Origin of the sequence: Pseudolysinimonas kribbensis, assembly GCF_039531715.1 — a bacterium.
Classification (GTDB): Bacteria; Actinomycetota; Actinomycetes; order Actinomycetales; family Microbacteriaceae; genus Pseudolysinimonas; species Pseudolysinimonas kribbensis.
On record NZ_BAAAQO010000002.1, the window covers coordinates 451,440 to 477,277 of the forward strand.

The following is a 25,838-nucleotide window of genomic DNA, read 5'->3' on the forward strand; positions in this document are numbered from 1 at the left end:
CTAGGCCTCGCGCTGCTTCGGCGACGACTCGTGCGTGCGAGCGGGGTCACGCTCGACCACGTCGCCCAGCACCTCGTCGATCTGCGCCAGCACGGAGGGCTCGAGCGTGACTCCTGCCGCCGCGGCGGCCTCGGTGACCTGCTCCGGACGCGAGGCGCCGATGATCGCGCCGGCCACGTTGTCGTTCTGCAGCACCCACGCGACGGCGAGCTGCGCCGGCGTGAGCCCGGCATCCGCGGCGATCGGCAGCAACTGCTGCACGCGCTCGAGCACGTCGTCGCGCATCCAGCGCTTGATCATGTTGGCGCCGCCCTTGTCGTCGGCGGCACGGCTGCCCTCGGGCACACCGGCGCCCGGCTTGTACTTGCCGGTGAGCACGCCCTGCGCGATGGGCGACCAGACGATCTGCGAGATCCCGGCCTCCTTCGACGCCGGCACGACCTCCGCCTCGATGACCCGCCACAGCGCCGAGTACTGCGGCTGGTTCGAGACCAGCGGCACGTGCAGCTCCTTCGCAAGCCTCGCCGCGTCGGCGATCTGCGCCGCGGTCCACTCGCTCACGCCGACGTAGAGCACCTTGCCGGCGCGCACGACGTCGGCGAACGCGAGCATCGTCTCCTCGAGCGGAGTCGCGTAGTCGTAGCGGTGGGCCTGATAGAGGTCGACGTAGTCGGTCTGCAGGCGGCGCAGCGACCCGTCGATGCCCTCGCGGATGTGCTTGCGCGAGAGGCCCGTGTCGTTGTGGCCTTTGGGCCCGATCGGCCCGAACACCTTGGTGAGGATCTCCAGCGACTCCCGTCGCTGGCCCTTGAGGGCCTCGCCCAGCACCGTCTCGGCAGCCGTGTTGGCGTAGACGTCGGCCGTGTCGAAGCTGCTGATGCCGGCGTCGAGCGCCGCATGCACGCAGGCCGTCGCTGTCTCGTTCTCGATCTGCGAGCCGTGGGTCAGCCAGTTGCCGTAGATGATCTCCGAGACCTTTACGCCGGACGCGCCGAGGTGGCGGTAGTGCATGGTGATGCCTTTCGCGATGGGGATGAGGCGGGGCCGCACGAGGGGCGCCCATCTCGATCATCCTCCTGCCGCGCCAGCGTTCTCACCGGCAGCGTCCAGGTTCACTCCGCCGACCTGCGGCTCGAGCACATCGATGCCCGCTGCGATCGCGACCTCGCGGTACGCCGCGGTGATCGAGGCGAGCGTCGCGTGCGCGTTGAGCCCGCTCGGATTCGGAACGATCCACACGGGGACGTCGGCGATCCGGTCGGGCTGCTCGCCGAGCACGGCGCGGGGGCGTCGGAAGGCGATCCGGTAGGCGGTGACGCCGAGCATTGCGATCTTCCGCGGCGGCTGTCGCGCCATCCGGGCCGTGAACGCCTCGGCGCCGGCGATCAGCTCGGCCGCGGTCAGCTCCGCCGCCCGCGCCGTCGCGCCGGCCACGAGACTCGTGATGCCGATCCCGCGGGCGAGCACGTGGGCGCGGTCCTCCGAGCGCCAGCCGTTCGTCGTCACGATGTCGCGGTCGAGGATGCCCGAGCGGAAGAGCGCCGGCCAGAAGCGGTTGCTGCGCAGCGCGAACGGCGCCTGTACGGCCGCCGACCGGAGCCCGGGGTTGACGCCGACGAAGAGCAGTCGGGTGCCGGGCGCCACGGTCTCGGCGAGCCCCGTGCCCCGGACCGCGTCGAGCTGGGCACGGGTCAGGGGCACGGGAGCACGATATCCGGACGACTACCTCGCGATGAAGGGGAGCAGCACGGCGTTGACCTCGTCGGCGTGCGTCCACAGCATCCCGTGCGGGGCGCCCTCGATCTCGTGGTACTCGGCCTCGGGGAAGGCGGCGTGGAAGGCGCGGCCCGTGGGGTCGATCGGCAGGATGCGGTCGGCGGTGCCGTGCCCGATGAGCGCGGGCTTGCCGCTCGAGCGGACCGCCGCGACGTCGGCCGTGAAGTCCTCGATCCAGCTCGGCACGACCGCGTAGGCGGCGACCGGGGCGCTGCCGACGGCGACGTTCCAGCTCGCCGTCACGGCCTCCTGGGAGATGCGCGAACCGAGGTTCTCGTCGAGGTTGTAGAAGTTGTCGTAGAAGGCGGTGAACCACGCGAACCGATCGGCCTTCGCGGTCGCGGCGATGCCGTCGAACGTCTCGCGCGGCACGCCCTGTCCGAGCATGCCGGGCTCGACCGAGGCGAGGAACGCGAACTTGGCGACCCGCTCGGTGCCGAACAGCTTCGCGTAGCGGCCGAGCTCGCCCGTGCCCATCGAGAAGCCGACGAGGGTCACGTCGGTCAGGTCGAGCGTCGTCAGCACCGCGTCGAGGTCGGCGGCGAAGGTGTCGTAGTCGTAACCGGTCTCGACCTTCGAGGACCGACCGAACCCGCGGCGGTCGTAGGTGATCACCCGGTGGCCGGCGGCACGGAGCTCGCGGGACTGGCGCTCCCATGACGATCCGTCGAGGGGGTAACCGTGGATGAGCACGACCGGCTGACCCGATCCGTGGTCCTCGTAGTACAGCTCGATCGGCGTCGAGTTCTCTTGGCCGACGGTGATGTAGCCCATGGTTTCTGCTCCTATCGCGGTGGAGAACGTGCGTTCTCAGGTGTCGTGAGCTACTGTAGAGAACGATCGTTCTCAGCGCAAGTCCAGGAGGTGCCGCGCATGTCGGAGGTCGCGACCGAGCACAACCGCATCGTGGATGCAGCGGCCCGGCTCTTCTACGAGCGCGGCATCCACGCGGTGGGCATGGACGCCATCCGCACCGAGGCGGGCGTCTCGCTCAAGCGCCTATACGGCGAATTCGCGTCGAAGGACGAGCTCATCGCCGAGGTGCTGCGGCGGCGCACCGAGATCTGGGACGCGGGCATCGCGGCCGCCGCTGCCTCCGCCGCCACGCCGCGCGAGCGGCTGCTCGCGATCTACGACTTCCTCGACGGCTGGTTCCGCACCGACGACTTCCGGGGCTGCGGCTTCATCAACGCGTTCGGCGAGCTGGGCGCCGGGTCGCCCGCGGTGGCCGAGATCGCGCGCGCGCAGAAGGAGCGCTTCCAGCGTTACGTCGGCCGACTGGTGCGCGAGCTCGGCGCGCCCGAGCAGCTGGGCGACCAGCTCGCGCTGCTGGCCGAGGGCGCGCAGACCACCGCCGCGATCAGCGGTCGCCCGGATGCCGCGAGCCACGCCCGCGCCGCCGCGGTCACGCTCATCGACGTCGCCCTCGCCGCCTGACTCACTCTGCTAGCTTCCGGACATGACCGCACCCGATGTGGATGCCGCCACGATCGGCGAGGCCTGGCTCGGGATCGCCGACCGGATCCTGCGCGACGGTGGGGTGGACGCTTACGACGGCCTCCCGATCGTCGAGCTCGAGAACGTGACGATCCGCGTGGCGGCCCCGCGCGCCGACGACGCCATCGTCGCCGAGCTCGGCGACCCCGAGCGGCTCGCCTGGATGCACGCGAACTTCACCGACTTCGCGCGGGTGCCCGCGCTCGGCGACGCCCGCAGCTACGCGAGCCGGCTCTACGCGTACGGCGAGACCGACCGCGATCAGGTGCGCTGGGTGATCGAGCGTCTGCGGCGCGATCCGGCATCCCGGTCGGCCACGATCACGACGTTCGAGCCGCTGCTCGACGACTCCTATATCCCCTGCGTGAGCCTGCTCGACTTCTGGATCCGCGACGGCGCGCTCTGCCAGGTGGTCTACGCGCATTCGATCGACTTCGGCGCGAAGGGCTACGGCAACCTCGTCGAGCTCGCGTTCCTGCAGGAGACGGTCGCCGCGGCGCTCGGCCTGCCGGTCGGCGACCTGACATTCGTCATCAAGTCGGCGCACGTCTACGACACCGAGGCCGCGTACATGACCGGAGTGCTGGCCGAGACCACGGCGGCCACCGTGAAGTCGAAGTAGGTGTCGGGGTAGGGCTCCTCGAGCAGCGAGTAGTGCCACCACTCGCGCTCATACGGGCGGAAGCCGCTGAGCTCCATGATCGTGCGCAGGCTCCGGCGGCCCGCCCGCTCGAGGGGCGAGACGCCGGTCGATCCGTGGTGCGAGAGCGCATCCATCAGATCGTGGCCGCCCCCCATCGGCACGAGGTCGCGGCCGTCGAGCTCGAAGAGCGTGAGGTCGATCGCGCTGCCGCGGCTGTGGCCGGACCGCGCATGGATGTACCCGCGCTCGAACATCTCGGCGCGGTCGATGCGGGGGTAGTGCCGCGCCTTCGTGAGGCGGTCCTCCGGCTGCGCCGACCAGCGCCGGAACTGCTCCGTCGCCCGCTGCGGTCGGTAGCCGTCCCAGAGGAGCAGCCCGTAGCCGAGCGAGCCGGCCCTCTCCTGTGCGCGCGCCAGGGCACGGCCGAGCGCCGTCGTGCCGACGACCCGGTTCGCGTCGTAGCCGTCGACCGGCCGCCCGGTGAAGTTGTCCCAGGTCGCGTACTTGGCATCCCACCGCACCCCCGGCACGACCTCGTCGATCACGACGAAGTCGTCGATCATCGGCCAGGGCCCTCCAGGGCCAGGTTCACCAGGGCGTCGACGACGTCGCCGAGCGACAGGCCGGCGGCGGCCATCATGCGCGGGTAGCGGCTGTACGAGGTCAGACCCGGCAGGGTGTTGACCTCGTTGAGGAGCACGGTGCCGTCGTCGCGCAGGAAGAGGTCGACGCGGGCGAGCCCGCGGCATCCCAGCGCGCGGTAGACGGTCCGCGCGGTCTCCCGCACCCGCTCGCGCGCGTCTGCCGGGATGTCGGCGGGCACGATGAACGAGGCGTTCTCCGAGCCGGCCTCCGGGTCGCTCTCCTGGTGGATCCGGAAGAAGCCGTGCGAGAGCGCCACGCGGTCGAGTTCGCCGAGCACCAGCTCGCCCTCGTTGCCGAGGATCGCGCACCCGACCTCACGCGCGACGACGGCCTGCTCGATCAGCACCTTGCTGTCGAACGCCCGAGCAGTGGCGAGCGCCTCGGCCAGCCCGTCCGGCTCGGTCACCTTCGTGACGCCGAACGACGAGCCCGATCTCGCCGGCTTCACGAAGACCGGATAGTCGAGCTCTCCCGGCGCCACGACCTCGCCTGCCGCAACCGTCCGGAACCGGGGCGTGCCGACTCCGGCCTCCCGCACGACGGTGTAGGCGAGCGCCTTGTCCATCGCGAGCGCCGAGCCGGCGATGTCGCATCCGATGTACGGCACGCCGGACAATTCCAGCAGACCCTGCACCGCGCCGTCCTCCCCCCATCGCCCGTGCAGCACCGGGAAGACGATGTCGAGGCCGACGACCTCGCGGTCGCCGTCGAGGAGGAGCACGCCGCCGACCGCCGGGTCGGGCGAGATCGCGACGGGCCGTCCGTTGCCCTCGTCCGGATCCTGCTCCGGGCCATCGCAGAGCCGCCACGTCCCCTGCGTCGAGATGCCGATCCAGAAGGGCTCGTACCGCTCCGGATCGAGGCTCGCGGCGACCTCGCGCGCCGACTTCACGGAGATGGCGTGCTCCTCCGATCGGCCCCCGTAGAGGATCCCGATCCGCGTTTTGGTCATTCGCGCAGTCCCTTCTCGAACCTGAGGCAGTTGATGAGGCTGTTGACGACGGTGTCGATCAGCGCGTGGTCGGTGTAGAACCCGATGTGCGGGGTGAGCACGACGTCCGAGCGCCGGAGCAGCCGCACGAGCACCGGGTCGTCGACCGGTCGCCGGCGGCGATCCAGGTAGAAGACGCCGTCCTCCCCCTCGACGACGTCGAGCGCCGCCCCGGACAGCCGCCCGCTCTCGAGGGCGTCGACGAGCGCCGCCGTGTCGAGCAGGCCTCCCCGCCCGGTGTTGACGACGTAGGCCCCGTGCTTCATGCGTTCGAAGGCGGTGCGGTCGAGGAGGTGGCGGGTGCCGTCATCGAGCGGTGTGTGCAGCGTCACGATGTCGCTGCGTTCCAGCAGCTCCGGGAGCGGCACGTATTCCGCCGAGGTGCTGCGGCGGCTGTCGGCGGCCAGGACGCGGCAGCCGAACCCCGTCAGACGCCGGAGGACGGCGGCGCCGATGCGTCCCGTGCCCACCACGCCGACCGTGAGATCGCGCAGCTCGCGTCCTCGGACCGGGGCGAGACGGTAGTCCTGTGCTTCAACGCGGCGGAGCACCGGAACCACCTGGCGCACCGCCATGAGCATGAGCGTGAGCGTGTGGTCGGCCACGCTGTCGGGCGAGTACACGACGTTCTCGACGGTGATGCCCAGGCTGTTCGCCTGGCCGATGTCGATGTGGTCGATGCCGACGCTGCGGGTCGATATGTACTCGACGCCCGCGGCCCTCAGCGCGGTCAGCTGGGGCTGGCCCAGAGGGCTCTTGTGGCCGACGCTGATGCAGCGGCCCGTGACGGCGAGCGCTCGCGGATCCTCCGGCACGGGAGCGCTCGTGATGATCGGCGTGATGCCGAAGAACGGGGCACGGTCGCGGAACAGCGCCGCCTCGTCCTGCTCGCAGCCGAAGATCGTGACGTCCACTAGGTCAGCGCTCCCGCCACCTCGTCGATGCGCGCGCCGCGAGACGCCTTGACCAGCACCACATCGCCGGCGCCGAGGTGCTGGCGCAGCCAGTCGACGGCAGCGGCGTTGTCGGCGACCGCGACCCCCTTCGCTCCCGCACCCTCGGCGATGGGTCGCGCGATCTCGCCGACCGCGACAACCGCATCCACCCGCGATGCGGCGTACCGCCCCACCTTCCGGTGCTCCCGGGGACTCTGATCGCCGAGCTCGAGGATCGGGCCGAGCACCGCGATCCGCCGCGCCGCCTCGACGGTCGCGAGGGCGTCGAGCGACGTGCGAGCCGAGCCGGGGCTGGAGTTGTAGGAGTCGTCGAGCAGCAGCGCACCGTCGGCGAGCTCGCGCACCTCCATGCGCCACGGCGAGAGCGAGGCGGCGGCGAAGGCCGCGGCAGCCGTCTCCGGCTCGACACCGAGCGCCCAGCCGGCCGCTGTCGCGGCCGCGGCGTTGAGGGCCTGGTGCGCGCCCACGAGCGGCAGCGTCACCCGCACCGGCCGGCCGGCGGTGCGCAGCTCGAAGGAGGGTCGGCCCAGCCGGTCGAGGACGAGGTCGACGACCCGCACGTCGGCATCCGCGGCCCGCCCGAACGTCAGCACCCGGCCGTCGGTGAGCGCGCCCATCGCGACAACCCGCGGATCGTCCGCATTCAGCACGGCCGTCCCGCCGGCCGCCATCCCCCGCACCAGCTCGCTCTTGCCGGTCGCGATCGCCTTACGCGATCCGAACTCGCCGAGATGGGCCTTGCCGACGTTCAGCACGATCGCCACATCCGGAGCGGCGAGCGCCGTGAGCCGGGCGATGTCGCCGACGTTCCGGGCGCCCATCTCCAGCACGAGGAACCGCGTCGCGGACTCGGCGCGCAGCATCGTCACCGGCGCGCCCAGGGCGTTGTTGAGGTTGCCGAGGGTCCCGATGGTCGGGCCCGCGCTCGCGAGCATCGCCGTGACCAGGTCCTTGGTGCTCGTCTTGCCCTGCGACCCGGTGATGCCGACGACCGTGAGGTCGTGGCGCAGCGCGCTCACGACGTGCGCGGCCAGGGCCTGCAACGCCGTGGCGGCGTCGTCGACCACGACCGTCGGCAGAGCGGTGGGGCGCGAGCCGATGACGGCGACAGCACCGAAGCCGGAGGCCTGCGCCGCGAAGTCGTGCCCATCGGCGCGCTCCCCCGCGAAGGCGACGAAGAGGCCCCCGGGCACGGCCTGTCGACCGTCCAGGACGGCGGGGGCGGTCACGACCGTCGTCGCATCGCCCTCCACCACGCCGCCGACGACCCGGGCCACGTCGGCGAGGCTCATCGGGATCACGCGCGCACCATCATGGATGCCAGCCAACGCCGTCGGGCGTTGCGAGACCGTATGCGGTTTTCGATACGCCCCCGAAATGCCGTCGGGCGCACCTCGGTGCGAGCGCAGCGTGACCGGGGCTGCTCGACCCGGGTCCTCTCAGCGCGAAGCGCCCGGCGGGACGTTGTGGTTGCGGCGGAAGACGTTCAGCGGGTCGACCCGTTCCTTGACAGCCGCCAGTCGGTCGTACGTGTCGCGCGGATAGATGGCGCCCACGTCGCGAGGCGTCGCCGAGTCGAGGAAGTTCGCATACGCGCCCGTCACATGCGGCGCCAGCCGCGCCCACAACGCGCCGATCGCCGGGCGGGCTGCCTCCACGGCGGCGGCCGGCCCCGCGCTGATGGTCGTCACCAGGAGGTCGGCCGAACGATGCGCGAAGGCCGTGGCCGTCCCGGGCACGCGGGCGACGGCTCCGCCGAGGGCGCGGAGGGAGATGAACGGCGACCCGGCAGACCCGCTGGTGTCGCTCAGCAGGTCGAGCATGGCCGCGGTCGATGCGGCATCCACGAAGCCGGATCGGGTGAGGAACGCGATCCCGGGAGGCGGGGTGCCTCCGGGCTCGAGGATCTGGTCGTACGGCATGATCGCGACCTCGTCGGCGACCACCGTGCCGAGACGGCGGAGCGGATCGATGGCGCGACCGGCCTCGGCGGGATCGTCGCCGTCGAAGGCCACGAACACCTCGACCGGCGCGTCCGGGCCGCCTGCCACGGGGTTGGCGAGGTTGGCGATGGAGGTCAGCGCATCCGGGGCGTCGCGCAGGTGCGCCGCCCAGCCGCGCAAGACCTGGCGCCTCCCCGCCGGCGCGAACGCGATGCGCCCGAAGTGCACGCGGGTCGTCCGATGCGCGCGGAACTCGAACGCCGTGACGACGCCGAAGTTGCCCCCGCCGCCGCGGACGGCCCAGAACAGGTCGGGCAGCTCGGCGGTATCGGCCCGCACGAGCCGGCCGTCGGCGGTCACGATCTCCACGGCGAGCAGGCTGTCCAGAGCCAGGCCGTAGCGGCGCACCTTCCAGCCGATGCCGCCGCTCAACGTGAGGCCGCCGACACCGACGCTCTTGGTGTCGCCCGCGGAGATCGCCAGGCCGCGCGGCTGGAGCACGTCGACGACGTCGCCCCAGGTCGCCCCGCCGCCCACCCGCACGATGCCGCCGGACTCGTCGAGGATCTCGACGTCGCGGAGCTCCGCCAGGTCGATGACGATGCCGCGGCCGCTGCTCAGCCCGGCGAAGCTGTGTCCACCCCCGCGCACGGCGAGCTCGGCATCGGACGCCGCGGCGTACCGGACCGCACGCTGGACGTCGTGTCCGTGGCGCGGCCGGAGGATGAGCTGCGGATCATCCGGCCGCAGAGTCGCGGACCTCGCCGCCTCGTATGAGGCATCGCCCGGCTCCAGCACCTCCCCGTCGAAGCCCTGAAGGCCGCCGCTCGGGGTCGGCCCTGCGGTGCGCACGGTCGTCATGGTCCGTCTCCTCCGGTGCGTTATGGAACATGTTCGAAAATAGCGCGACCGTTGCGTCACGTCAAACACGCGATGCGAACGCGTTCCGAAAATAGGATGTGCGTCGTGAGCACGTCCCCCGCCCCGCGCCGCATCGGACGTCCGCCGGTGACCTCCCGCGCGCAGATCCTCGCCGCCGCACGCCGCATCATCGACGACGACGGGTGGGAGCGGCTCACCGTGCGACGGCTCGCGCAGGCGCTCGGGGTCGGGGCGCCGACCCTCTACCACCACGTGCGCGATCGCGAGGAGCTGTTGATCCTGCTGATCAACCAGCACGTCGACGAGACCCTCGCCGTGAGCCTCGACGGTCCACCGCGGGAGCGCATCATCGCCGCGGCGACCACCATGCGCTCCTCGCTGGCCGACTGGCCGTGGGCGGCCGAGGTGCTGACCTCGGACGGATTCCTGGGAGAGCTCGGCGACTCCGCGCGAGGCCTGGTCGAGGCCATCGTGGGTGGTGCCGTCGAGGCGGGATGCGCGCCGGATGAGGCGGTCCACCTCTTCCGCGACATCTGGTACCTGACGGTGGGCGAGATCCTGGTGCGCGCGCGCCCCAGACGCGCTCCCGCCACGGCCCCCGCCGATCCCGGTACGCCCAGCCGGTACTTCGGCGACATCGACTCGAGGGCGTTCCCCGCGCTCGCGGCGGTGGGCGGGCGATGGCCGGAACTCGCCGCGCAGGACACCTACGGCACAGCCGTCGCCGCCCTCGTCGACGCGGCGATCGGCGCGGCGAAGGCGACGGCGACGGCGCGCTAGAGCGTCCGGGGGGCGCGGTTGCCCGCACGGCGCCAGACCAGCACCAGGGCGACGGCCCCCGCGATGGACGGGAGCAACCCCAGTACCCCGACGGGCAGCGGGAGCCCTGTGTCACCGGACGTGTCGCGGATCGACGCATCGAACAGGGCGATGCCGGTGCCGACGACGAATGCCGCCGCGCAGACCCAGCGGGCGGCGCCCACGTACCGGCGCGCGACGAGCATCGACACGATCCAAGTGACGACGCCCAGGGCGCCGACCACTGTCAGCGCGATCAGGTAGATCCCGACGGCGGCCGCGATCTGCGATTCGCTGTAGCCGGGGTAGCCGGCGCGGAGGTGCTCCGCGATCAGCGACCCCGGAGGGCGACCCACGAAGGGGACCACGGTGGCGACGACGGTCAGCACCAGGCCGGATGTCATGGTGACCATCGGCGCCCGTGAGCTCAAGGACGTGTTCACGATTCCTCTCTCCTTATTTCCGAACATGTTCGAAAATAGCACGAGAGCGCGTCTCCGATCCGGGCTCACGCACCGCCCGTGGTGAAGTGCTTGAGCTTGTGCGTCCCGTCGCAGTAGGGCTTGATCGCCGATGACCCGCACCGGCACAGGGCGACGGTGCGCCGATGGCGCTCCAGCGGCCGGCCCTGGGGGTCGACGAGGTCGACGTCGCCGCGCACGAGGAGCGGGCCATCCGGGCACGCGACGATCGCCGGGGTCGCCGCGGGGCGGTCCTCGTCGGTCACGATCTCACCGCGCTGCCCAGCAGCGAGCTCTCGCCGGCCTCCCAGGCCGAGCGGACGTCATCCGCCGCCATCCCATCGACCACGAGGCACGCCGCCGCCCCGAACATGACGTCGGCGAGCAGCTCCGGATGCGCGTCGACGAGCCCGCCGGCCAGGTCGCGCCCCGCGATCTGCTCGTGCACCGAGTCCGCCTCGACGTGCTCGTCGTAGTAGAAGGTCACGTCGACGCCGTACCCCAAACGCCGGAAGCCGTCGCCGATCATCCGGCAGGGCAGCGAGGACGTCATCTCGAACGCGGCGAGGTGACCCACGGCGGATCCGCGCAGCCGGCGATGCAGCCCGAACATGGTCGACATGTTGAGCGAGGCGAGGGTGATCGCCGGCACCGCGTCGATGTAGGCGCCGTAGGTGTCGTCGAGGCCGAGCGCGCGCATGGTGCCGGCGAACAGCGCCGCGTGGATGCGCTCCGCACGACCGCCGCCGTACTCGTCGGACTGGATCTCGACGAGTGCGGCCTTCGCCCGCCCGCGCAGCCGCGGGATCGCCCAGGTGTGCGGATCGGCCTCCTTGAGCGTGTAGATCGAGCGCTGGATGATGAACTCACGCGCCTGCTCGTCGGTCGCCTCCCGCTCGATCGTCCGTGCCAGACCCGGACCGGGCGTGGGTGCGGTCAGCTCGAACAGCGCGGCCGCCACGGCATCGGCGCGCGGTTCGGGAAGCTCCGGCATCGGCACGCTCGCCCGGAGCGCGCGCTCGAACGCCGCCTCGATGAGCGACCGCCCGGCGAGGAGGGCCGGAGACCACTCCCAGCCGTCGTCGGCCTCGTCGAACCCTGTGTAGTGGAGCTCGTAGAGCATGTCGAGGGCGAGCTGGACGTCGTCGTCGTGGAGGAGGTCGTCGCTCCCGGCGACGGCACGCGCGATCGCCTGTTGCAGGTCGAACAACTCCGACGCCTCGATGTCGTCGGGTCGCCGGGGGAGGACGCGGAGCAGCGCACCGGACGCGTCGCCGCGGGCACGGGGGAACTTCATCCCGTCACTCTCACCCGCGGGCTCCGATTCCCGAGAGGGCTTGCGCGCATGGCGCAAACGAGTTAGCGCGATACTCCTCGGGTTCGCGGGAGACCAGAGGTGCGATCAGCAGCGGGCGTTCGCGGACGTCCCGGCCGATGGCCCGTGCTCTCGGCGGGCGACCGGTTCGACCTGGCGGACCGGCATCCGGAGCCCGAGGACCCCGCCTGAGCGCGGCTACCCGGCCGAACCCTCCTCGACGGTCGCCGAGCTGTCGGTGATCGTGACGCCGTAGCGGCCGGCGATCGACGACAGCTCGCGCAGGCCCTGGTCCAGCAGGGACTGCACCTGGGCGTGGTCGGCGGAGGTCTCGACGTGGAGCGTGGCGGTGACGGTGTAGTCGGTCATGCTTCGGTCTTACGCGCTCGACGGCGAGAGGCGCAGGCCGAGGATCGGGCTCCCAGGCGCTGCGCATCGCCGGGCGGCCCAGCACGGCCGATGCTGGGAGCCGCCTTGGGGCCCGGCGTGCGAGGGCCGCGAGCATCCACGCTGAGGGCATGAGCACGACCGAGGGACCAGACCGCGCACGCAGCCGTGCCGCCGTCGAGGACGACCGGGACGCTGTCCTCGAGCGTCCGGTGGCCAAGGAGCGTCCGGTGACCGGGGAACGCGTCAGCGACGAGCGGTCCGTGACCGACCAGCGCCCCGTGACCGACCAGCGCCCCGTGACCGAGGTCCGCCCGGCGGACGAACCCGTCGTGGACGAGCCGATCCCGACCCGCGAGGACGTCGTGGCCCGCGAGAAGGCCCGGTACGGGGGCATGAAGTTCGGATCGGCGTTCTTCGGCTGGCTGACCGCGACCGGCACCGCCGCGATCCTCGGCGGCATCGTCACGGCGATCCGCTTCGGCATCACCGGGCGTGAGGGCGCCGCCGCGACCAGCGCGAGCTGGGTCGACGTGATCCTCGCGGTCGTCGTGCTGTTCATCGCCTACCTCGCGGGCGGCTACGTCGCCGGTCGGATGGCCCGGTTCAGCGGCGCGCGGCAGGGCGTGGCCGTCTGGATCTGGGCGGTCGTCGTCGCGATCGTCGTCGGCGTGATCGCGGCGATCGTCGGCACCCAGTGGGACATCCTGGCCAATCTGCAGAGCTTCCCGCGGCTGCCCTTCAGCGGCCAGAACGCGACCGTCGTCGGCATCGTGAGCGCGATCGTCCTGCTGATCGTGACCCTGGTCGGCGCGATCCTCGGCGGGATCGCGGGGATGAGCTTCCACCGCCGCGTCGATCGCGCGGGCTGGGAGAGCAGCCGGCACCTCTCGGGCGGTCGCGACGACGTCACGAGCTGACGGACTACTCCCTCTGACGCCGCAGCGCCGCGAGATATCCCGCACCGAGCAGCGCCCCACCGACCCCGACGTACAGCGCGAGGCACCGGGAGCGCCGCGTTCCTCCCGCGGCCGACAGCGAGAGCGCCGTGTTCGGGATGAGGCCCGCCGCGCAGAGCGCCCGGGCCAGCCGTCGACGGCGCGGGAACAGATGCACCAGGGCGACCCCGGCCGCAGCGGGCGCGAATCCCGCCGCTCCGGCCAGGGCGTGCCGCGGAGAGATCGCGGTCAGCGTGAGGACATTCGCCGCGTCGATCGCGGCGACGACCCGGAGAGCGAGCAGATCCATCCGCTTCAGCGCCTGCGGGATCGCCGCCGGAGGATCCGGTTGATGCCGACGGTGGCGCCCGCTGCGAGAGCAAGGATGGCGATCGCGGCGAGGAGGGCGGTCGGGCGGGGATCAGACTCCTCCCCTGCCCGGACGGCGGGCGGGCGGCTGCCCTCGGGGACACGCACCGTGAGCCCGCCCGCGTCGATCCGCAGGTCGAAGCCGGTCGCGAGCCCGAAGCTGTCGCCGTCGAGCTCGAGCTCCTCGGGGCGGCTGAGCCGCACCTGCAGTTCCCGGCCGACGACATAGCGCAGCGCCGCGACATCCGGGGTGAGCAGCCGGCGACCGAGCGGGGTGCGACGCACGACGCCGTTCTCCCAGAAGATCTTGAACACGATCTGCAGCCAGCCCCGCACGCTCTCCGGTCGCAGGAACACCGCTTCGTAGCGACCGTCGTCGACGACCGCGTTGGGCAGCAGCAGGATGTTCGCGGGCAGGGCACCGCAGTTGCCGACGATCAGCGTGTGCGCCGACACCGTGCGACTCGTGCCCCGCTCGGTGCGGTAGGCCATGCGCAGTCGGTTCTCGTCGCGCAGCGCCTTGCGGATCGCGTCGACGTATGCCAGCCAGCCGATCCGCCGCTTGAGCTCGTCATCCGTGTTGGCGAGCATCTTGGCGTCGAGACCGAACCCCGCCATGACGACGAACGCGGCGTTCTCGCGCACGCCGCCGGGCCGGTGGATCTCGAGCCGCGCGAGGTCGATCCCGGCATCGACCCCTCGGACGGCGGTGCGGATGGCGTTCGGGATGTCGTCGGCGAGCAGGTCGAGATTGCGCGCGAGCAGGTTGCCGGTGCCGGCGGCGACGAGGGCGAGCGGCACCCCGCTGCCGGCGATCGTCTCCGCTGCGGCGCGGATCGTGCCGTCGCCGCCGGCCGCGATGACCACGGTGGCGCCGCCTTTCAGCGCCTCCCTGACCTGACCGGGTCCGGGATCGTCCTCGGTGGTCCCGAACCACATGGTGCTCGCCCAATCGCCCGGCACCTCGGCCGCCACGGCCGCGCGGAGCGCGTCGAGGTCGACCTTGAGCGGGTTGTAGACCACCGCCGCCCGGCTGGTGCCGGCACGGTCCGCGGCTGCGTCGAGTGCGTCTGAGATGCTCCGGCCCTCCGAGTGCTGGGCTTCCAGTCTCCGCGCCGATACCGCGGAAGGGAACGGGGTCGCGCGCGACGAGCGCGTGCGGTATGAAGCACCTGCGCAAGCGCAACCCCCTAGGCCGATCGACCGCACCTGCCTACGGTGACCGTCGGAGGCGCCGCATGCAGCAGACCACGGTCACGCTCAACGGGATGGCGTTCCGGCTCGCCGAGACCCAGGACATCCCGGCCCTCCGGCAAGCCATCGAGCGTGCCGCTCAGGCCGGGGGGCGCCTCGTCGACCTGATGCTCGCGGGCGGCATCCGGGTCTCGCTCCTCGTCACGCCGCACCTCGCGCTCCTCGTTGAGGAGCACCCGATCCCCGACGAACCGCATGAGGATGCGGCACAGTCCCCGGGTCCGTTCGACCCCGAGGATCTCGACTTCTAGGCGCGAGAGGCGTCACGGCTCATCGTGAGCCGGCCGCGCACCTGAACGTGACCATAAAGACTCCCCCGCGTGGCCGTTGCACGACGCAACGATAGGCACGTGAAGCGGCTCGGCGGGATCGCGTTGGCGACGGCGGTCCTCATCGTCGCGTCGCTGGCCGGGTGCTCCTCGACCCCGGACGAGGTGACGCAGTACGTGAAGCAGGCCTCGGCCGCCGAGCAGTCCGCCGCCGTCGGGGGGCGGCTGCACCGCGAGGGCAAGGCGCTCGGACCGGAGACCTCGACCCTGTTCCAGGACGCCATGAAGGAGCTGACCTCCGCCGATCAGTCGCTCGCGCAGCTGCAGGCCACCGGGAGCGGCGCGACCCTGCAGCACCGCGGGCTCACCGCGGTGCGGAAGGCGATCGACGTGCTCCTGGCCGCGCAGCGGGAGCTGCAGGCGGGCGAGGTGTCCTCCGCCTCCGTCGAGCGACTTCGGGACGCGGCGGCCGCGCTGCGGCAGCTGGAGCGCCGATGAGCAAGCTGTTCGCCCTCGCGCTCGGCATTCTGACGGCCATCGGCGGGTTCGTCGACATCGGCGACCTGGTCACCAATGCCGTCGTCGGATCGCGGTTCGGCCTGGGCCTGGTGTGGGTGACGATCCTCGGCGTCGTCGGCATCTGCGTCTACGCCAACATGGCGGGCCGGGTGGCGGCGGTCAGCGGGCGCGCGACGTTCGAGATCATCCGCGAACGGCTCGGCGCCCGGGCGGGCATGGCGAATCTCGTCGCGTCGTTCCTCATCAACCTCTTGACGATGTGCGCCGAGATCGGCGGCGTCGCCCTCGTCTTCCAGCTCGTCACCGGCATCAGCCCGCTCCTGTGGATCCCGCTCGCGGGCTTCGGGGTGTGGATCGTGGTGTGGCGTGCCAAGTTCTCGGCACTCGAGAACGCGACCGGTCTGCTCGGGCTCGGCCTGATCGCCTTCTCGGTCGCGATCTTCCTGCTGCATCCGAATTGGGGGCAGCTGGGCGAGCAGCTCATCCCGCGGATCCCGGTGACCGAGGACCCGTCGACCTACTGGTACTACGCGGTGGGGCTGTTCGGCGCCGCGATGACGCCGTACGAGGTGTTCTTCTTCTCCTCGGGCGGGATCGAGGAGAAGTGGACGGCGAAGAGCATCGGCACGATGCGCGCCAACGTCTTCGTCGGCTTCCCGCTCGGAGGCATCCTGTCGATCTCGATCGCCGTGTGCGCGACGATCGTGCTGTTGCCGCAGGCGATCGCCGTCACCTCCCTGTCGCAGGTCGCCCTGCCCGTGATCCAGGCGGGCGGCACGATCGCGTTCGCCTTCCTCGTGGTCGGGATGGCGGCGGCCGTGTTCGGGGCGGCGCTCGAGACGACGCTCTCCAGCGGCTACACGATCGCCCAGTACTTCGGATGGTCATGGGGCAAGTTCCGGCGCCCCGCGAAGGCCGCGCGCTTCCACCTCGTCATGCTCGCGGGCCTCATCATCGCGGTGATCGTGCTGATGACCGGGGTCGACCCGATTGCCGTGACCGAATTCTCCGTCGTGTTCTCGGCGATCGCGCTGCCGCTGACCTACATCCCGATCCTGATCGTGTCCAACGACCGCGGCTACATGGGCCGATTCGTCAACGGGCGCGTGAGCAACGCGCTCGGGATCGTGTTCCTCGTCGTGATCCTCGTCGCGTCGATCGCGGCGATCCCGCTCATGATCATCAGCGGGGCGGGGCAATGAGCAAGTCGCCCTCCGTGCGCGCGGGACGCGTGTTCGACGCCCGGCTCCAGCTCCTCGACCGGCAGGTGCTCGATCCGGATGGGATGCCGGTCACCGCGGTCGCGGGCCTCGAGCTCTCCGACGTGCCCTGGGGCGAGGACCTGCCCGCGGACGCCGAGGCACCGGTCGTGACCGCGCTGCTCACGGGACCGGTGCTCGGCACGCGCGTGTTCGGAGGACGGCTTCCCTCGTCGCGATGGATCCGGATCGCGTGGGGCGACATCCGGGAGATCGGCACGGCCATCGCGGTCGCGCGACCAGCCGACTCGTACGAGGTGAGCTGGACGGAGCGCTGGGTGCGCGACCGCATCATCGGCGTCATCCCGGGAGGCCGGCATGATCCTGAGTGACCTCATGCGCAACGACGTGCTCGACCCGTCCGGCGACCGGATCGGCCGGGTCATCGATATCCGGCTGCGGCTCGAGGGCGTGCAGGACCCCTCGGTGGCGCGCGTCGTCGGTCTCGTGGTGAGCCCGCGATCCGCGGCGTCGTTCCTCGGATACGAGCGCAGCGACCTCACCCGCCCCGTGCTGCTGGCCGGGCTGCTGCGCTGGATGCACCGCGGCTCCTTCCTCGTGCCGTGGTCGGACGTGCTGCGCATCGACAGCCGCGAGGTGCGGCTGCGCCCGGGATACCGGCGCGAGTCGGCCGCCGACCCGGCGTGATCGCCCCGTTCTTGGGCGCCGCCTGGAAACCGGTTGGCGAAGCGCGACCTCTGCCGGATGCTGAGGTGGTATGAGGCGCATCAGGTACGCGGGGGGCAGCTTCCTGACCGGTGACGCGGAGGCGGACGCGGTCATGCGGTACGCGGCGGCGCTGGCCAACGTCGACAGGGCCGCGACCCTGACGGTCAACGGACGCAGCGAAGGCGGCGAGGTCGCGGAGTTCGTCCTCCTGGTGGGCCCCGCCAGCCAGGTGATCGTCGAACCGGTCGACGACGAGTTCGACCTCCCCCCCGCCGAGGACTTCATCGCCGATGTCGAGCAGCGCATCGGCGAGCTCACGTGGCGGCCGGATCCGATCGGCGGCAGCTTCCTCGACGATCTCTGAGCCGCCGAGCCGGTCTCAGGCGAGCACCCACTCCGCGACCGCGAATGCGGCCGCGCGAGCCGCCTCCGCCAGGCCGCCCCGCTCCGGCCGGATCGCCGCGTAACCCACCATCGAGAGCGCGTGCGCCGCATCGACGGCACCGCCGACGCGGTGGGCGGTGCGTCCCGCGCCGAGCAGCGCGGCCCCCTGGGCGATCTCCCGGGCCAGCGCGAGCATGCCGCCGGCGGAGGGTCCCGCATCGGCGGACCGAAGACGGACCCGGGCCGCAGGATCGGCGAGGTCGTGCAACGCGACGCCGAGCCGCACCATGCTCACGACGGAGCCGCCGATGCTGTGGGCGCGTGTCACGCGACCAGTATGAGCCGGGCTGCCGGACCCGAGCCCGGATGCCAGCGGACGTCCAGCGCCCCGATCAGCCCGCGTACCGCATCCGGAACAGCACCGGCAGGTGATCCGACCCGCCCTGCGGGAGGGTCATCGCCTCCGTCACCTCGAAGCCCAGCACCGAGGCGACGTCGAACTTGCCCCGCATGATGTTGCCCTCCTTGCGATACGTGCTCCCGGCGGTGCGGGCCATCGTGAACCCCTGCCGCCCGAGGTGATGGCGGAGCATCGAGAGCAGGATCGGGTGGTTGTAATCGCCCGCCATGATCGACGGCGCGCCCGAGCCCAGCTGCTTCAACGCGGCGTGCGCGTCGTCGACCTGGCGGCGGCGGGCGGCGTTCGAGTCGGTGAACGGCGTGGCGTGGAAGGATCCGAGCACGAGCCCGCGCCCCGTCGCGGAATCCCGCACCCGGGTGGCCGCGAGCCGGTGGTCGGTGCCGCCGACCAGCCGATCGTGCCGGGACGTGGTCAGCTGCACCGTGCGCGACTCCTCGATGTCGAGGCGGTCGGAGCGGACGTAGAGCGCCACGCCCAGCCGGTTCCGCGAGGTCGCGACGGCCAGCCGCATCCCGCCGAGCCGATGCGGCAGCGCCGACGCACGCGCCTCCTGCACGCAGAGCACATCGGGGTCGTGCGCCTGGACGAGTGACGGCAGCTCGTGCTGCGCGCGGCCCTGCCACAGGTTGTAGGTGATGACCGCAAGCGGAGCGGACGCGGGTGGAGATTCGATACCTGCGACCGTACCCATAACGGCGCCGTCCGCCGGAACGCCCTCAGTCGATGATCGGCCGCGAACGCTGGTCGATTCCGGGTGCGCCGTACGGATAGTCCGCCGTCACCGGCGCACTCGCGTCGTCGAGCGACCCGAGCTCGGCCGGCGTGAGTTCCAGGTCGACGGCGCCCAGATTCTCGGTCAACTGAGCCGCGGTCCGGGACCCCAGGATCACGGACGCGACTCCCGGCTGCGCGGCCAGCCAGGCCAGGGAGACCTGCGACATGCTCGCTCCACGCGCGTCGGCGATCGTCTCGACCGCATCGAGGACTCGCCAGGTCGTCTCGCGGGCGTTGCGCCCTGCGTAGGCCTCCACCCCCCGGTGCGGGTCCTCGCCCAATCTGGTCGAGCCGACCGGGGCGACGTCACGGCGGTACTTGCCGCTGAGCCAACCACCGCCGAGCGGCGACCACGGCAGGATGCCGAGCCCGGCCGAGATGCACGCGGGCACGATCTCCCACTCGACCTCGCGGACGAGGAGGTTGTACTGGGGCTGCATCGAGACGAGCGGGAAGCGGCCGCGCGCCCACGCTGCGGCTTCGGCGACCTGCCATCCCGTGAAGTTGGAGAGCCCCCCGTACGAGATCTTGCCCTGCGCCACGGCATCGTCGAGGAACCCGAGACTCTCCTCGAGCGGCGTGAGCGGATCCCAGGCATGCAGTTGGTAGAGGTCGATGTGCTCGACGCCGAGCCGCTTCAAGGATGCCTCGAGCGCGCGACGGAGGTGGCGGCGCGAGAGACCGGCATCTCGTGGCGTCACATCGACCGGGAAACGGCCCTTGCTCGCGAGGAACAGGTCCGAACGGTCCCGATCGCTGCGCCGGCTCAGCCAGCGACCGACGATGCGTTCCGCCTCGCCCCCGGCATAGACATCGGCCATCTCGATCACGGTCCCGCCCGACTCGGCGTAGGCCTCGAGCTGGCGCCCGGCCTCCGGCTCCGGCGTCTCGGCGCCGAAGGTCATGGTGCCGAGGCTGTAGGTGGAGACCACGGCGCCGCTGCGGCCGAGAGTGCGGTACTTCATGGTGCCTTTCGTGAAGAGGTCAGAGGGCCCGAGGACGGTATGCGACGGCGAGACGGTCCATCGCGTCGTCGATCACGGGGTCGATGGTCCGTCGCGCCGGATCCGCGTCGTGCCAATCGACGATCTCGCGTGCGCCCTGCTCCTCGAACGAGATCCGCGGGGCGAACTCGGGGACGACCGAGCGGATCTTGGAGTTGTCGAACAGCATCGAATGGGATTTGTCGCCGAGCAGAGCGGCACCCCACTCCGGTTCCGCCGCGGCGATGGCGTCAGACGCGACGTGCACGAGATCCGGTTCGACGCCGGCCGCCGCCGCCATCGCGTGATAGATGCTGTTCCAGGTCATCGGCGTCTCGGATGTGATGTGGAAGGTCTCCCCCCGCGCCTCCGAGCGCCCGAGGAGGCCGACGATTCCGACCGCGAAGTCGGCACTGTGCGTCATCGTCCACAGCGACGTGCCATCACCGGGCACGATGACCGGCTTCCGGTCGCGCATGCGCTGGATAGCGGTCCACCCCCCGTCGAAGGGCACCATGGTCCGGTCATAGGTGTGAGAGGGGCGTACCACGGTGATCGGCACGGATCGCTCGCCTGCCAGCATCTCCTCGCAGGCGATCTTGTCGCGCGAGTACCGCCAATAGGGATTGCTCAGCGGGGTCTTCTCGGTCACGGGGATCGTGAGCGGCGGAGTCTGATAGGCCGACGCGGAGCTGATGAAGACGTATTGTCCGATGCGCCCGCGCAGCAGCTCCAGGTGGCGAGCGATGTCCTCGGGGGTGAAGGCCAGCCAGTCGATCACGGCGCCGTACTCGCGGTCGCGGAGCTGCCGGCGGGCCGCGTCCACGTCGGAGATATCGAGACCGAGCGGTCGAGCCCCATCGGGGACCGGCCGTCGACCGCGGGTGAGCACGTCGACCTCGAGCCCTCTGCTGACCGCGAGCTCGACGCAGGCTCGGCCGATGATGCCGGTCCCGCCGATCACGAGGATCTTCATCGCCATGGTGACTCCACCGCCTCGATCCGGCCGCTTCCGCCCCGCCGGAGGGGTATCGGATCCGCGATGCGACCCCGGAACCGCCCATCGGCCCCCGTCCCCTCGAACGCCATCATGACCGGCCGACCCGTGCGGTCGTGGACGAGATGACCGCAGTAGTAGCGCTCCGGGAGCACGAGGTACGCCGCCGTCAGGTCGATGTCGGCGACACCGTGGTCCAGATCGATGGCCCAGATGCCGCCCTCGCTTCCCGCGCGGTCCCCATGGAGGTCGGTGGCGAAGCTCGAGAAGAGGAGCACCATGCGGTCGTCGAGGCTCGCGAGGTTGGCGACCTCGAGCTGGGAGAACCCTCCGGGCCTCGTGAGCGGCGGTTGCACCTGCCACGCGTGCAGATCGGATGAGGTCGCGTGCCCGATCACGCCGCGCTGCAGCGGGTCCGCCCCCTCACGCGCGGTGGCGGTGATGAGCATGTGCCATGCGCCGTCCCGCCGAAAGACCCACGGGTCGCGCCAGGCCTCGCCGCCATCAGCCGACGTCGAGGCGGTCTCGTACCATCTCGAGTCGGCTTCCACGTGCGGCTCGTCCGCCTTGGTCCAGGTCACGAGGTCGTCCGAGCGAGCCGTCCCGATGGACTGGACGCTGACACGCGAACCAGGGTCGGCCAAGCGGGCACCGGTGTAGAAGAGCACCCAGCCACCGGCGGGGTCCTCGACAACGCTGCCGGTCCACGTCGCCGTCTCATCGAAGGCGCCGCTGTCTCCGGGCTCGATGGCCGGACCGAGGTCGGTCCAGTCGACGAGGTCCTGCGAGACCGCATGGCCGATCCGAGCGTGACGGTGCCGAGCCTCCGGGTCGCCGGGGTCGCGCGGGGCGTTGAGAAAGAACATGTGGAAGTTCGAGCCGTCGTCGATGTACCACGAGTCCCAGATCCATCGACCGGTCAATTCGAACGCCACGCACGATCTCCTTCTGTTCGGTTTCGCCGCACCGTCGGGCTCCCGGTCCCCGCGACCTCGGATGGGCCGGCGTGCCGCTCGATGCCGGCGGCAGAGGTCCACACCGCGGCGTAGCTGAGCAGTGCGAGGGGCGCGGGGACGAGCAGCGCGATCGACGCCGTCCAGGTCGTAGCGGCCCAGACCCCGAGCGCCGCGAAGGCGACGACCGAGACGATGGGGATCGGCCGCCGCGCCGCGACGTGCAGGCCCAGCAGCAGCCGTGCCGTGAACCCGAGCGAACGGTCCGCGATGCCCAGCGGCACCGAGACGATCGCGCCCAGCACCCCGAGCACCGTGCAGACGGATGCGGTGGCCAGGGGCAGGAGCGAGAACGGGCTGGCCGACAGCGTCCACCACTGGAGTGCGAGCAGGCCGATCGCCGCCGATGCGCCGGGCACCATCCACGCAGCGAGGCTCATCGGCCCGAGAATCCGGAGGTAGCGCGCGAAGGACCAGGCTCTCACCTCCTCGCCGTGGACGAGGTCGTTCACCTGCCCGACGAGAGCCCCGAAGCAGGGCGCGACCACGACCGACCACACCAGCACGGAGACGGGTGTCACCCCGGGTGCGAGGAGCTCGGCCACCACGGAGGCGGCGGAGATCACGATGCCTCCGACCAGCAGGGTCGGCAGCCCGCGCCAGATCACCCGCAGCGTCTCGGGGAGCGCGCCGGATTCGGAATGTCCCTTGAGCGCGTGACTCATCCGCGGATCCCACTCGCGGCGACGCTCGCGACGAACTGACGCTGGAAGACCAGGAAGAGCACCAGCACAGGGACGACCACCAGGGTGACGGCGGCGAAGACGACGACGACCGGGCCCGGCGCGGCGCCGCCTTGGAGCGAGACCAATCCGATCGGGAGGGTCATGTTCTGCGGACTGTTGATGAAGATGAGGGGATCGAAGTAGTCGTTCCAGGACAGCTGGAACAGGATGATGATGACCGCCGAGATGGCGGGGCTCGAGAGCGGGACGAGCATCCGGAACAGGATCCACAGATGCCCGGCGCCGTCGATCCTCGCGGCTTCATCGAGCTCCCGCGGGATCGAGTTGAAGTACTGGCGGAGGAAGAAGATCGCGAAGACGTTGACGAGCGCCGGCAGGATCAGTGCGGCCAACGTATCGACGAGATGCAGGTTGCGCATCATGATGAACACCGGGATGACCGTGAGCTGCACCGGCACCATCAGGGCGGTCAGCATGGTGATGAAGATGAACTCGCGCCCGCGAAACGCGAGTCGCGAGAAGGCGTAGGCGGCCAGGACGCTGGTGAGCAGGGCGCCGCCGGTGCTCAGAGTGGCCACGATCACGCTGTTGAGCGCCATCTGCCCGAACGGCACGAGCGGGAAGATCTGCTCGAAGTTGTCGAGCGTGAACGGCACCGGTATCCATCCGGGCGGCAACTGGAAGGCGAAGCGCTCCACGGTGAGGCTCTGGGAGATCAGCCACACGATGGGCGACGCCATGATGACCGCGAGCACGAGGAGCACCAGATCGATGACGAGGGACCCTGTGCTGAATCTGCGACGGCGCCGCGTCCGGGGAACGGTCGCCGTGCTGTCGCGGGCCTGCGTTGCGGGGCGCGCGCTCATGATTGATACACCCATCTGCGAGAAGCCCAGAACTGTACGGCCGTGACGCCCATGACGATCACGAAGACGACGAGTGCGATGGTCGACGCGTACCCGACGTTGAATGACTGGAACGCCGTCAGGTAGAGGTACTGCACCACCGACATGGTCGACTCGTTCGGCCCTCCCTGCGTGATGATCTGCATCGGATCGAAGATCTGGAACGCCCCGATGAAGGTGATGACGGTGGCGAAGAAGATCGTCGGGGACATCAGCGGCAGAGTCACGTTGAAGAACACCTGGCGACTGCTCGCCCCGTCGGTCTGCGCCGCCTCGACGAGCTCACGGGGTACGGTCTGCAGCCCTGCCAGCATGATGATCAGCGTGTAGCCGATGGTGTGCCAGAAGTCGACGCCGATGATGGCGGCGAGGGCCCAGTGCGGGTCGGCGAAGAACGACGGTGTCGGGATGCCGATCTGCCGGAGGTAGTAGCCGATGTACCCGAACGTCGGATCGAGCACGTACTTCCACAGCAGGGCCACCGCCGCCCAGGAGATGAGCAGAGGGAAGAAGAGGGTCGCCTTCACGACGGAGGCGAGGATCCGGTTCATGACGTGGTTGAGCGCGAGCGCCAGGAGCAGGCCGCCGGCCACGTGGGTCACAACCGACCCCAGCGCGAAGACGAAGGTGTTGGCGAGCACGTGAACCAGTTGACGATCGCCGAACAGCTGCGCGTAGTTGGCGAGCCCCGCCGGCTGTGCCGGAGTCAGCAGGTCCCAGTTGAAGAAGCTGAGCGCGATGGCCGCGACGAACGGCGCGACGATGAAGACGAGGAAGAGCAGCATCGCCGGGCTGATGAAGGCGTACCCCAGCCAGGCGGGCTGGCGGTAGCCCCTCGGTCGCCCGCTCACGCGGGCGGCCGAGGGGCCGAGGGAGGAGATGGTCACCGATTCCTCAAAGCAACGACTCGATCTTGTCGCTCAGCTGTGACAGACCGGCGCTCGCGGTCACGTTGCCCTGAAGGATCTGCAGCCATGCCTGCTCGATCGCGTTCTGAACGTCCGCCCCGCGAGCCGGGCCAGGGATCGGAGTCGCGTAGTCCAGAGCCGAGTACAGCAGTTCGCTGCCCTTCGGAGCGTTGCGCAGGAAGGCGTCGCTCTCGACGATCGACCGGCGCGCCGGCACGTTGGTGCCGCCGAGCTTGAGAAGCGACAGGGCCGCCTCCTTGGACGAGAGGTAGTGGACGAACTTCCACGCATCGTCCTTGTTCTGCGACGAGGCGAGAATCGGGAAGTTGTCCCAGCCGACCGGTGAGCCGTTCTGCTTCTTCTTGGGCCACTTCACGATCTGGACCTTGTCGACGATGCCCAGCCGGACCATGTCGACTGTGGGCGAGCGTCCTCCCGGCAGGCACGCCAGCTTGCCCTGCGCGAGCAGTGTCGGCTGGTCATAGGTTCCCCCGGCCGCGGGCGCGAACCCCGCGTCGTGCATCATCTTGCAGTACTCCGCCGCCTCCACGCCCTCGGGTGTGTTGATCGCCGGCTTCGTCCAGTCCGCGTTGAGCGTGCTCGCGCCATTCGTCAGCAACCAGGGCAGGATCTCCTGGAACTGCTGGTTGGTGAACGGCGCGATGTACGCGCCGGTCTTCGCCTTGATCTTCTTGGCTGCGTCGGTGAAGTCCTCCCACGTCCAGTCCTCGTCTCCGGGGAGGTCGACGCCGGCCTTCTGGAAGACCTCGATGTTGCAGTACAGGAGGTTGGTGTTGAAGCCGCCCGGGAGGTAGTACGTCCTGCCGTCCGGGTTGCCGAACTTGTCGCTCATCGCCTTGAGCGCGGGGTTCATGTCGGAGTAATACGCGTCGATGGACGACTTGTCCTTGGCGATGTAGTCGTCGAGCGCGACGACGAGCTTCTTCGAGCGGAAGATGCCGACGCCTTCCGTCGCGATGTCGATCACATCGGGAGACGACCCGCCGGCGATGCGCGTCGAGACGGTGTTGGCGAAATCAGCCCAGTTGTTGGCGGAGACACCTTGCGCGGCGAAGTCGATGTCCTTGTTGGCCTTGACGAACGGGGCGTACTCGGCCTCGACCGCCTTGTTGAGGCTCGCGCTCCCGAAGTAGAGGAAACTGAGCTTCTTCTTGCCCGCTGCGGCGGTCGGAGCG

At 70.6% G+C, this 25,838-nt stretch carries 33 protein-coding genes; 10 read left to right on the forward strand and 23 right to left on the reverse strand.

The genetic code is table 11. The features are described 5' to 3' along the window. Genes ABD285_RS02850 through ABD285_RS02860 form a run of 3 tightly spaced genes read right to left on the reverse strand, consistent with a single transcriptional unit; the run spans position 1 to position 2,550 of the window. Entirely contained in the window at positions 1–1,011 is a 1,011-nt protein-coding gene (locus tag ABD285_RS02850; protein WP_284255651.1) for an aldo/keto reductase family protein, read from the reverse strand. Between the two features lie 57 nt (positions 1,012–1,068). Then, entirely contained in the window at positions 1,069–1,701 is a 633-nt protein-coding gene (locus tag ABD285_RS02855) for a mismatch-specific DNA-glycosylase (protein WP_284253788.1), read from the reverse strand. A gap of 21 nt (positions 1,702–1,722) precedes the next feature. Continuing rightward, positions 1,723–2,550 (reverse strand): alpha/beta fold hydrolase, encoded by an 828-nt coding sequence (locus ABD285_RS02860; protein WP_284253789.1) that lies wholly within the window; start codon positions 2,548–2,550, stop codon positions 1,723–1,725. A gap of 99 nt (positions 2,551–2,649) precedes the next feature. Between ABD285_RS02860 and ABD285_RS02865 the strand changes: the two genes are divergently transcribed. Both ABD285_RS02865 and ABD285_RS02870 read left to right on the forward strand, forming a co-directional pair. Continuing rightward, a complete protein-coding gene (locus ABD285_RS02865; protein WP_284253790.1) occupies positions 2,650–3,213 on the forward strand; it encodes a TetR/AcrR family transcriptional regulator in 564 nt (187 codons plus the stop codon). 22 nt (positions 3,214–3,235) lie between these two features. Then, positions 3,236–3,895 carry a thymidylate synthase gene (locus ABD285_RS02870; RefSeq protein WP_284253791.1) on the forward strand — a complete coding sequence of 220 codons (660 nt, stop codon included), beginning with the start codon at positions 3,236–3,238 and terminating at the stop codon, positions 3,893–3,895. On the opposite strand, the gene vanX is transcribed toward ABD285_RS02870, so the two are convergent. From vanX to ABD285_RS02895, 5 genes are all read right to left on the reverse strand, one after another. After that, entirely contained in the window at positions 3,823–4,479 is a 657-nt protein-coding gene (gene vanX / locus ABD285_RS02875; RefSeq protein WP_344200119.1) for a D-Ala-D-Ala dipeptidase VanX, read from the reverse strand. The genes ABD285_RS02870 and vanX overlap by 73 nt on opposite strands. Further along, positions 4,476–5,513, reverse strand: coding sequence for a D-alanine--D-alanine ligase family protein (locus tag ABD285_RS02880; RefSeq protein ID WP_344200122.1), 1,038 nt, complete (start codon positions 5,511–5,513; stop codon positions 4,476–4,478). The genes vanX and ABD285_RS02880 overlap by 4 nt, the downstream gene beginning before the upstream one ends. Further along, on the reverse strand, positions 5,510–6,466 hold the full coding sequence (locus ABD285_RS02885) for an NAD(P)-dependent oxidoreductase (protein WP_344200125.1): 957 nt from the start codon (positions 6,464–6,466) through the stop codon (positions 5,510–5,512). The genes ABD285_RS02880 and ABD285_RS02885 overlap by 4 nt, the downstream gene beginning before the upstream one ends. Beyond that, entirely contained in the window at positions 6,466–7,800 is a 1,335-nt protein-coding gene (locus ABD285_RS02890) for a UDP-N-acetylmuramoyl-tripeptide--D-alanyl-D-alanine ligase (protein ID WP_344201255.1), read from the reverse strand. The genes ABD285_RS02885 and ABD285_RS02890 overlap by 1 nt, the downstream gene beginning before the upstream one ends. 147 nt (positions 7,801–7,947) lie before the next feature. Then, entirely contained in the window at positions 7,948–9,312 is a 1,365-nt protein-coding gene (locus ABD285_RS02895) for an FAD-binding oxidoreductase (RefSeq protein ID WP_344200128.1), read from the reverse strand. 105 nt (positions 9,313–9,417) lie between these two features. Between ABD285_RS02895 and ABD285_RS02900 the strand changes: the two genes are divergently transcribed. Further along, positions 9,418–10,113: a TetR/AcrR family transcriptional regulator gene (locus tag ABD285_RS02900; RefSeq protein ID WP_344200131.1), complete on the forward strand. Its 696-nt coding sequence runs from the start codon at positions 9,418–9,420 to the stop codon at positions 10,111–10,113. Here ABD285_RS02900 and ABD285_RS02905 read toward each other — a convergent pair. The 4 genes from ABD285_RS02905 to ABD285_RS02920 form a co-directional block, all read right to left on the reverse strand. After that, positions 10,110–10,574 carry a hypothetical protein gene (locus ABD285_RS02905; protein ID WP_344200134.1) on the reverse strand — a complete coding sequence of 155 codons (465 nt, stop codon included), beginning with the start codon at positions 10,572–10,574 and terminating at the stop codon, positions 10,110–10,112. The genes ABD285_RS02900 and ABD285_RS02905 overlap by 4 nt on opposite strands. Positions 10,575–10,639: 65 nt before the next feature. Next, positions 10,640–10,858 carry a CDGSH iron-sulfur domain-containing protein gene (locus ABD285_RS02910; protein WP_284253795.1) on the reverse strand — a complete coding sequence of 73 codons (219 nt, stop codon included), beginning with the start codon at positions 10,856–10,858 and terminating at the stop codon, positions 10,640–10,642. Next, on the reverse strand, positions 10,855–11,889 hold the full coding sequence (locus tag ABD285_RS02915) for an iron-containing redox enzyme family protein (protein WP_344200137.1): 1,035 nt from the start codon (positions 11,887–11,889) through the stop codon (positions 10,855–10,857). The genes ABD285_RS02910 and ABD285_RS02915 overlap by 4 nt, the downstream gene beginning before the upstream one ends. Positions 11,890–12,105: 216 nt before the next feature. Beyond that, positions 12,106–12,276, reverse strand: a complete 171-nt coding sequence (locus ABD285_RS02920) for a hypothetical protein (RefSeq protein WP_284253797.1) — start codon at positions 12,274–12,276, stop codon at positions 12,106–12,108. Positions 12,277–12,425: 149 nt separating this feature from the next. On the opposite strand from ABD285_RS02920, the gene ABD285_RS02925 reads away from it, so the two are divergent. Next, entirely contained in the window at positions 12,426–13,214 is a 789-nt protein-coding gene (locus tag ABD285_RS02925) for a hypothetical protein (protein WP_284253798.1), read from the forward strand. Positions 13,215–13,218: 4 nt separating this feature from the next. Here ABD285_RS02925 and ABD285_RS02930 read toward each other — a convergent pair whose 3' ends face one another. Then, positions 13,219–13,542: a hypothetical protein gene (locus ABD285_RS02930; RefSeq protein WP_284253799.1), complete on the reverse strand. Its 324-nt coding sequence runs from the start codon at positions 13,540–13,542 to the stop codon at positions 13,219–13,221. A 5-nt stretch (positions 13,543–13,547) separates the two neighbouring features. After that, entirely contained in the window at positions 13,548–14,624 is a 1,077-nt protein-coding gene (locus ABD285_RS02935; RefSeq protein ID WP_344200142.1) for a diacylglycerol/lipid kinase family protein, read from the reverse strand. A 215-nt stretch (positions 14,625–14,839) separates the two neighbouring features. Between ABD285_RS02935 and ABD285_RS02940 the strand changes: the two genes are divergently transcribed. The 6 genes from ABD285_RS02940 (at position 14,840) to ABD285_RS02965 (ending at position 17,935) form a co-directional block, all read left to right on the forward strand. Then, the gene (locus ABD285_RS02940) at positions 14,840–15,106 is read left to right on the forward strand and encodes a hypothetical protein (protein ID WP_344200145.1); all 267 of its coding nucleotides are present in this window, start codon (positions 14,840–14,842) and stop codon (positions 15,104–15,106) included. A 99-nt stretch (positions 15,107–15,205) separates the two neighbouring features. After that, positions 15,206–15,622: a hypothetical protein gene (locus tag ABD285_RS02945; protein WP_344200148.1), complete on the forward strand. Its 417-nt coding sequence runs from the start codon at positions 15,206–15,208 to the stop codon at positions 15,620–15,622. Next, positions 15,619–16,845, forward strand: coding sequence for an NRAMP family divalent metal transporter (locus ABD285_RS02950; protein WP_284253806.1), 1,227 nt, complete (start codon positions 15,619–15,621; stop codon positions 16,843–16,845). The genes ABD285_RS02945 and ABD285_RS02950 overlap by 4 nt, the downstream gene beginning before the upstream one ends. Continuing rightward, positions 16,842–17,234 carry a hypothetical protein gene (locus ABD285_RS02955; RefSeq protein WP_344200152.1) on the forward strand — a complete coding sequence of 131 codons (393 nt, stop codon included), beginning with the start codon at positions 16,842–16,844 and terminating at the stop codon, positions 17,232–17,234. Before ABD285_RS02950 ends, ABD285_RS02955 begins: the two co-directional genes overlap by 4 nt. Continuing rightward, on the forward strand, positions 17,221–17,550 hold the full coding sequence (locus ABD285_RS02960; protein ID WP_284253808.1) for a PRC-barrel domain-containing protein: 330 nt from the start codon (positions 17,221–17,223) through the stop codon (positions 17,548–17,550). Before ABD285_RS02955 ends, ABD285_RS02960 begins: the two co-directional genes overlap by 14 nt. A 70-nt stretch (positions 17,551–17,620) precedes the next feature. Beyond that, a complete protein-coding gene (locus ABD285_RS02965; RefSeq protein WP_344200156.1) occupies positions 17,621–17,935 on the forward strand; it encodes a hypothetical protein in 315 nt (104 codons plus the stop codon). 15 nt (positions 17,936–17,950) lie between these two features. On the opposite strand, the gene ABD285_RS02970 is transcribed toward ABD285_RS02965, so the two are convergent. From ABD285_RS02970 to ABD285_RS03010, 9 genes are all read right to left on the reverse strand, one after another. Next, on the reverse strand, positions 17,951–18,283 hold the full coding sequence (locus ABD285_RS02970; protein WP_344200159.1) for a hypothetical protein: 333 nt from the start codon (positions 18,281–18,283) through the stop codon (positions 17,951–17,953). A gap of 64 nt (positions 18,284–18,347) precedes the next feature. Further along, positions 18,348–19,067, reverse strand: a complete 720-nt coding sequence (locus tag ABD285_RS02975) for an endonuclease/exonuclease/phosphatase family protein (RefSeq protein ID WP_284253809.1) — start codon at positions 19,065–19,067, stop codon at positions 18,348–18,350. A gap of 25 nt (positions 19,068–19,092) precedes the next feature. Beyond that, complete coding sequence (locus ABD285_RS02980; RefSeq protein WP_344200163.1) at positions 19,093–20,115, reverse strand: aldo/keto reductase; 1,023 nt, start codon at positions 20,113–20,115, stop codon at positions 19,093–19,095. Between the two features lie 19 nt (positions 20,116–20,134). Next, positions 20,135–21,115 carry an NAD-dependent epimerase/dehydratase family protein gene (locus ABD285_RS02985; protein ID WP_344200166.1) on the reverse strand — a complete coding sequence of 327 codons (981 nt, stop codon included), beginning with the start codon at positions 21,113–21,115 and terminating at the stop codon, positions 20,135–20,137. Continuing rightward, the gene (locus ABD285_RS02990) at positions 21,106–22,065 is read right to left on the reverse strand and encodes a glycoside hydrolase family 68 protein (protein ID WP_284253810.1); all 960 of its coding nucleotides are present in this window, start codon (positions 22,063–22,065) and stop codon (positions 21,106–21,108) included. The genes ABD285_RS02985 and ABD285_RS02990 overlap by 10 nt, the downstream gene beginning before the upstream one ends. Continuing rightward, on the reverse strand, positions 22,050–22,808 hold the full coding sequence (locus tag ABD285_RS02995) for a hypothetical protein (protein ID WP_284253811.1): 759 nt from the start codon (positions 22,806–22,808) through the stop codon (positions 22,050–22,052). The genes ABD285_RS02990 and ABD285_RS02995 overlap by 16 nt, the downstream gene beginning before the upstream one ends. Continuing rightward, the gene (locus tag ABD285_RS03000) at positions 22,805–23,593 is read right to left on the reverse strand and encodes a carbohydrate ABC transporter permease (protein ID WP_284253812.1); all 789 of its coding nucleotides are present in this window, start codon (positions 23,591–23,593) and stop codon (positions 22,805–22,807) included. The genes ABD285_RS02995 and ABD285_RS03000 overlap by 4 nt, the downstream gene beginning before the upstream one ends. A gap of 98 nt (positions 23,594–23,691) precedes the next feature. Further along, positions 23,692–24,621 (reverse strand): carbohydrate ABC transporter permease, encoded by a 930-nt coding sequence (locus tag ABD285_RS03005; RefSeq protein WP_344200170.1) that lies wholly within the window; start codon positions 24,619–24,621, stop codon positions 23,692–23,694. 7 nt (positions 24,622–24,628) lie between these two features. Further along, the coding region (locus ABD285_RS03010) for an ABC transporter substrate-binding protein (RefSeq protein ID WP_344200173.1) at positions 24,629–25,838 on the reverse strand (1,210 nt) is incomplete at its 5' end.

Excerpts from the sequence above, each read along its gene's own strand:
- ABD285_RS02890 (WP_344201255.1), bottom strand. The coding sequence starts at position 7,800 with ATGAGCCTCGCCGACGTGGCCCGGGTCGTCGGCGGCGTGGTGGAGGGC.
- ABD285_RS02940 (WP_344200145.1), top strand. The coding sequence starts at position 14,840 with ATGCAGCAGACCACGGTCACGCTCAACGGGATGGCGTTCCGGCTCGCC.
- ABD285_RS02965 (WP_344200156.1), top strand. The coding sequence starts at position 17,621 with ATGAGGCGCATCAGGTACGCGGGGGGCAGCTTCCTGACCGGTGACGCG.
- vanX (WP_344200119.1), bottom strand. The coding sequence starts at position 4,479 with ATGATCGACGACTTCGTCGTGATCGACGAGGTCGTGCCGGGGGTGCGG.
- ABD285_RS02860 (WP_284253789.1), bottom strand. The coding sequence starts at position 2,550 with ATGGGCTACATCACCGTCGGCCAAGAGAACTCGACGCCGATCGAGCTG.
- ABD285_RS02980 (WP_344200163.1), bottom strand. The coding sequence starts at position 20,115 with ATGAAGTACCGCACTCTCGGCCGCAGCGGCGCCGTGGTCTCCACCTAC.
- ABD285_RS02850 (WP_284255651.1), bottom strand. The coding sequence starts at position 1,011 with ATGCACTACCGCCACCTCGGCGCGTCCGGCGTAAAGGTCTCGGAGATC.
- ABD285_RS02975 (WP_284253809.1), bottom strand. The coding sequence starts at position 19,067 with ATGGGTACGGTCGCAGGTATCGAATCTCCACCCGCGTCCGCTCCGCTT.
- ABD285_RS02915 (WP_344200137.1), bottom strand. The coding sequence starts at position 11,889 with ATGAAGTTCCCCCGTGCCCGCGGCGACGCGTCCGGTGCGCTGCTCCGC.
- ABD285_RS02920 (WP_284253797.1), bottom strand. The coding sequence starts at position 12,276 with ATGACCGACTACACCGTCACCGCCACGCTCCACGTCGAGACCTCCGCC.
- ABD285_RS02950 (WP_284253806.1), top strand. The coding sequence starts at position 15,619 with ATGAGCAAGCTGTTCGCCCTCGCGCTCGGCATTCTGACGGCCATCGGC.
- ABD285_RS02865 (WP_284253790.1), top strand. The coding sequence starts at position 2,650 with ATGTCGGAGGTCGCGACCGAGCACAACCGCATCGTGGATGCAGCGGCC.
- ABD285_RS02960 (WP_284253808.1), top strand. The coding sequence starts at position 17,221 with ATGATCCTGAGTGACCTCATGCGCAACGACGTGCTCGACCCGTCCGGC.
- ABD285_RS02930 (WP_284253799.1), bottom strand. The coding sequence starts at position 13,542 with ATGGATCTGCTCGCTCTCCGGGTCGTCGCCGCGATCGACGCGGCGAAT.
- ABD285_RS02955 (WP_344200152.1), top strand. The coding sequence starts at position 16,842 with ATGAGCAAGTCGCCCTCCGTGCGCGCGGGACGCGTGTTCGACGCCCGG.
- ABD285_RS02895 (WP_344200128.1), bottom strand. The coding sequence starts at position 9,312 with ATGACGACCGTGCGCACCGCAGGGCCGACCCCGAGCGGCGGCCTTCAG.
- ABD285_RS02870 (WP_284253791.1), top strand. The coding sequence starts at position 3,236 with ATGACCGCACCCGATGTGGATGCCGCCACGATCGGCGAGGCCTGGCTC.
- ABD285_RS02995 (WP_284253811.1), bottom strand. The coding sequence starts at position 22,808 with ATGAGTCACGCGCTCAAGGGACATTCCGAATCCGGCGCGCTCCCCGAG.
- ABD285_RS02925 (WP_284253798.1), top strand. The coding sequence starts at position 12,426 with ATGAGCACGACCGAGGGACCAGACCGCGCACGCAGCCGTGCCGCCGTC.
- ABD285_RS02985 (WP_344200166.1), bottom strand. The coding sequence starts at position 21,115 with ATGGCGATGAAGATCCTCGTGATCGGCGGGACCGGCATCATCGGCCGA.
- ABD285_RS02880 (WP_344200122.1), bottom strand. The coding sequence starts at position 5,513 with ATGACCAAAACGCGGATCGGGATCCTCTACGGGGGCCGATCGGAGGAG.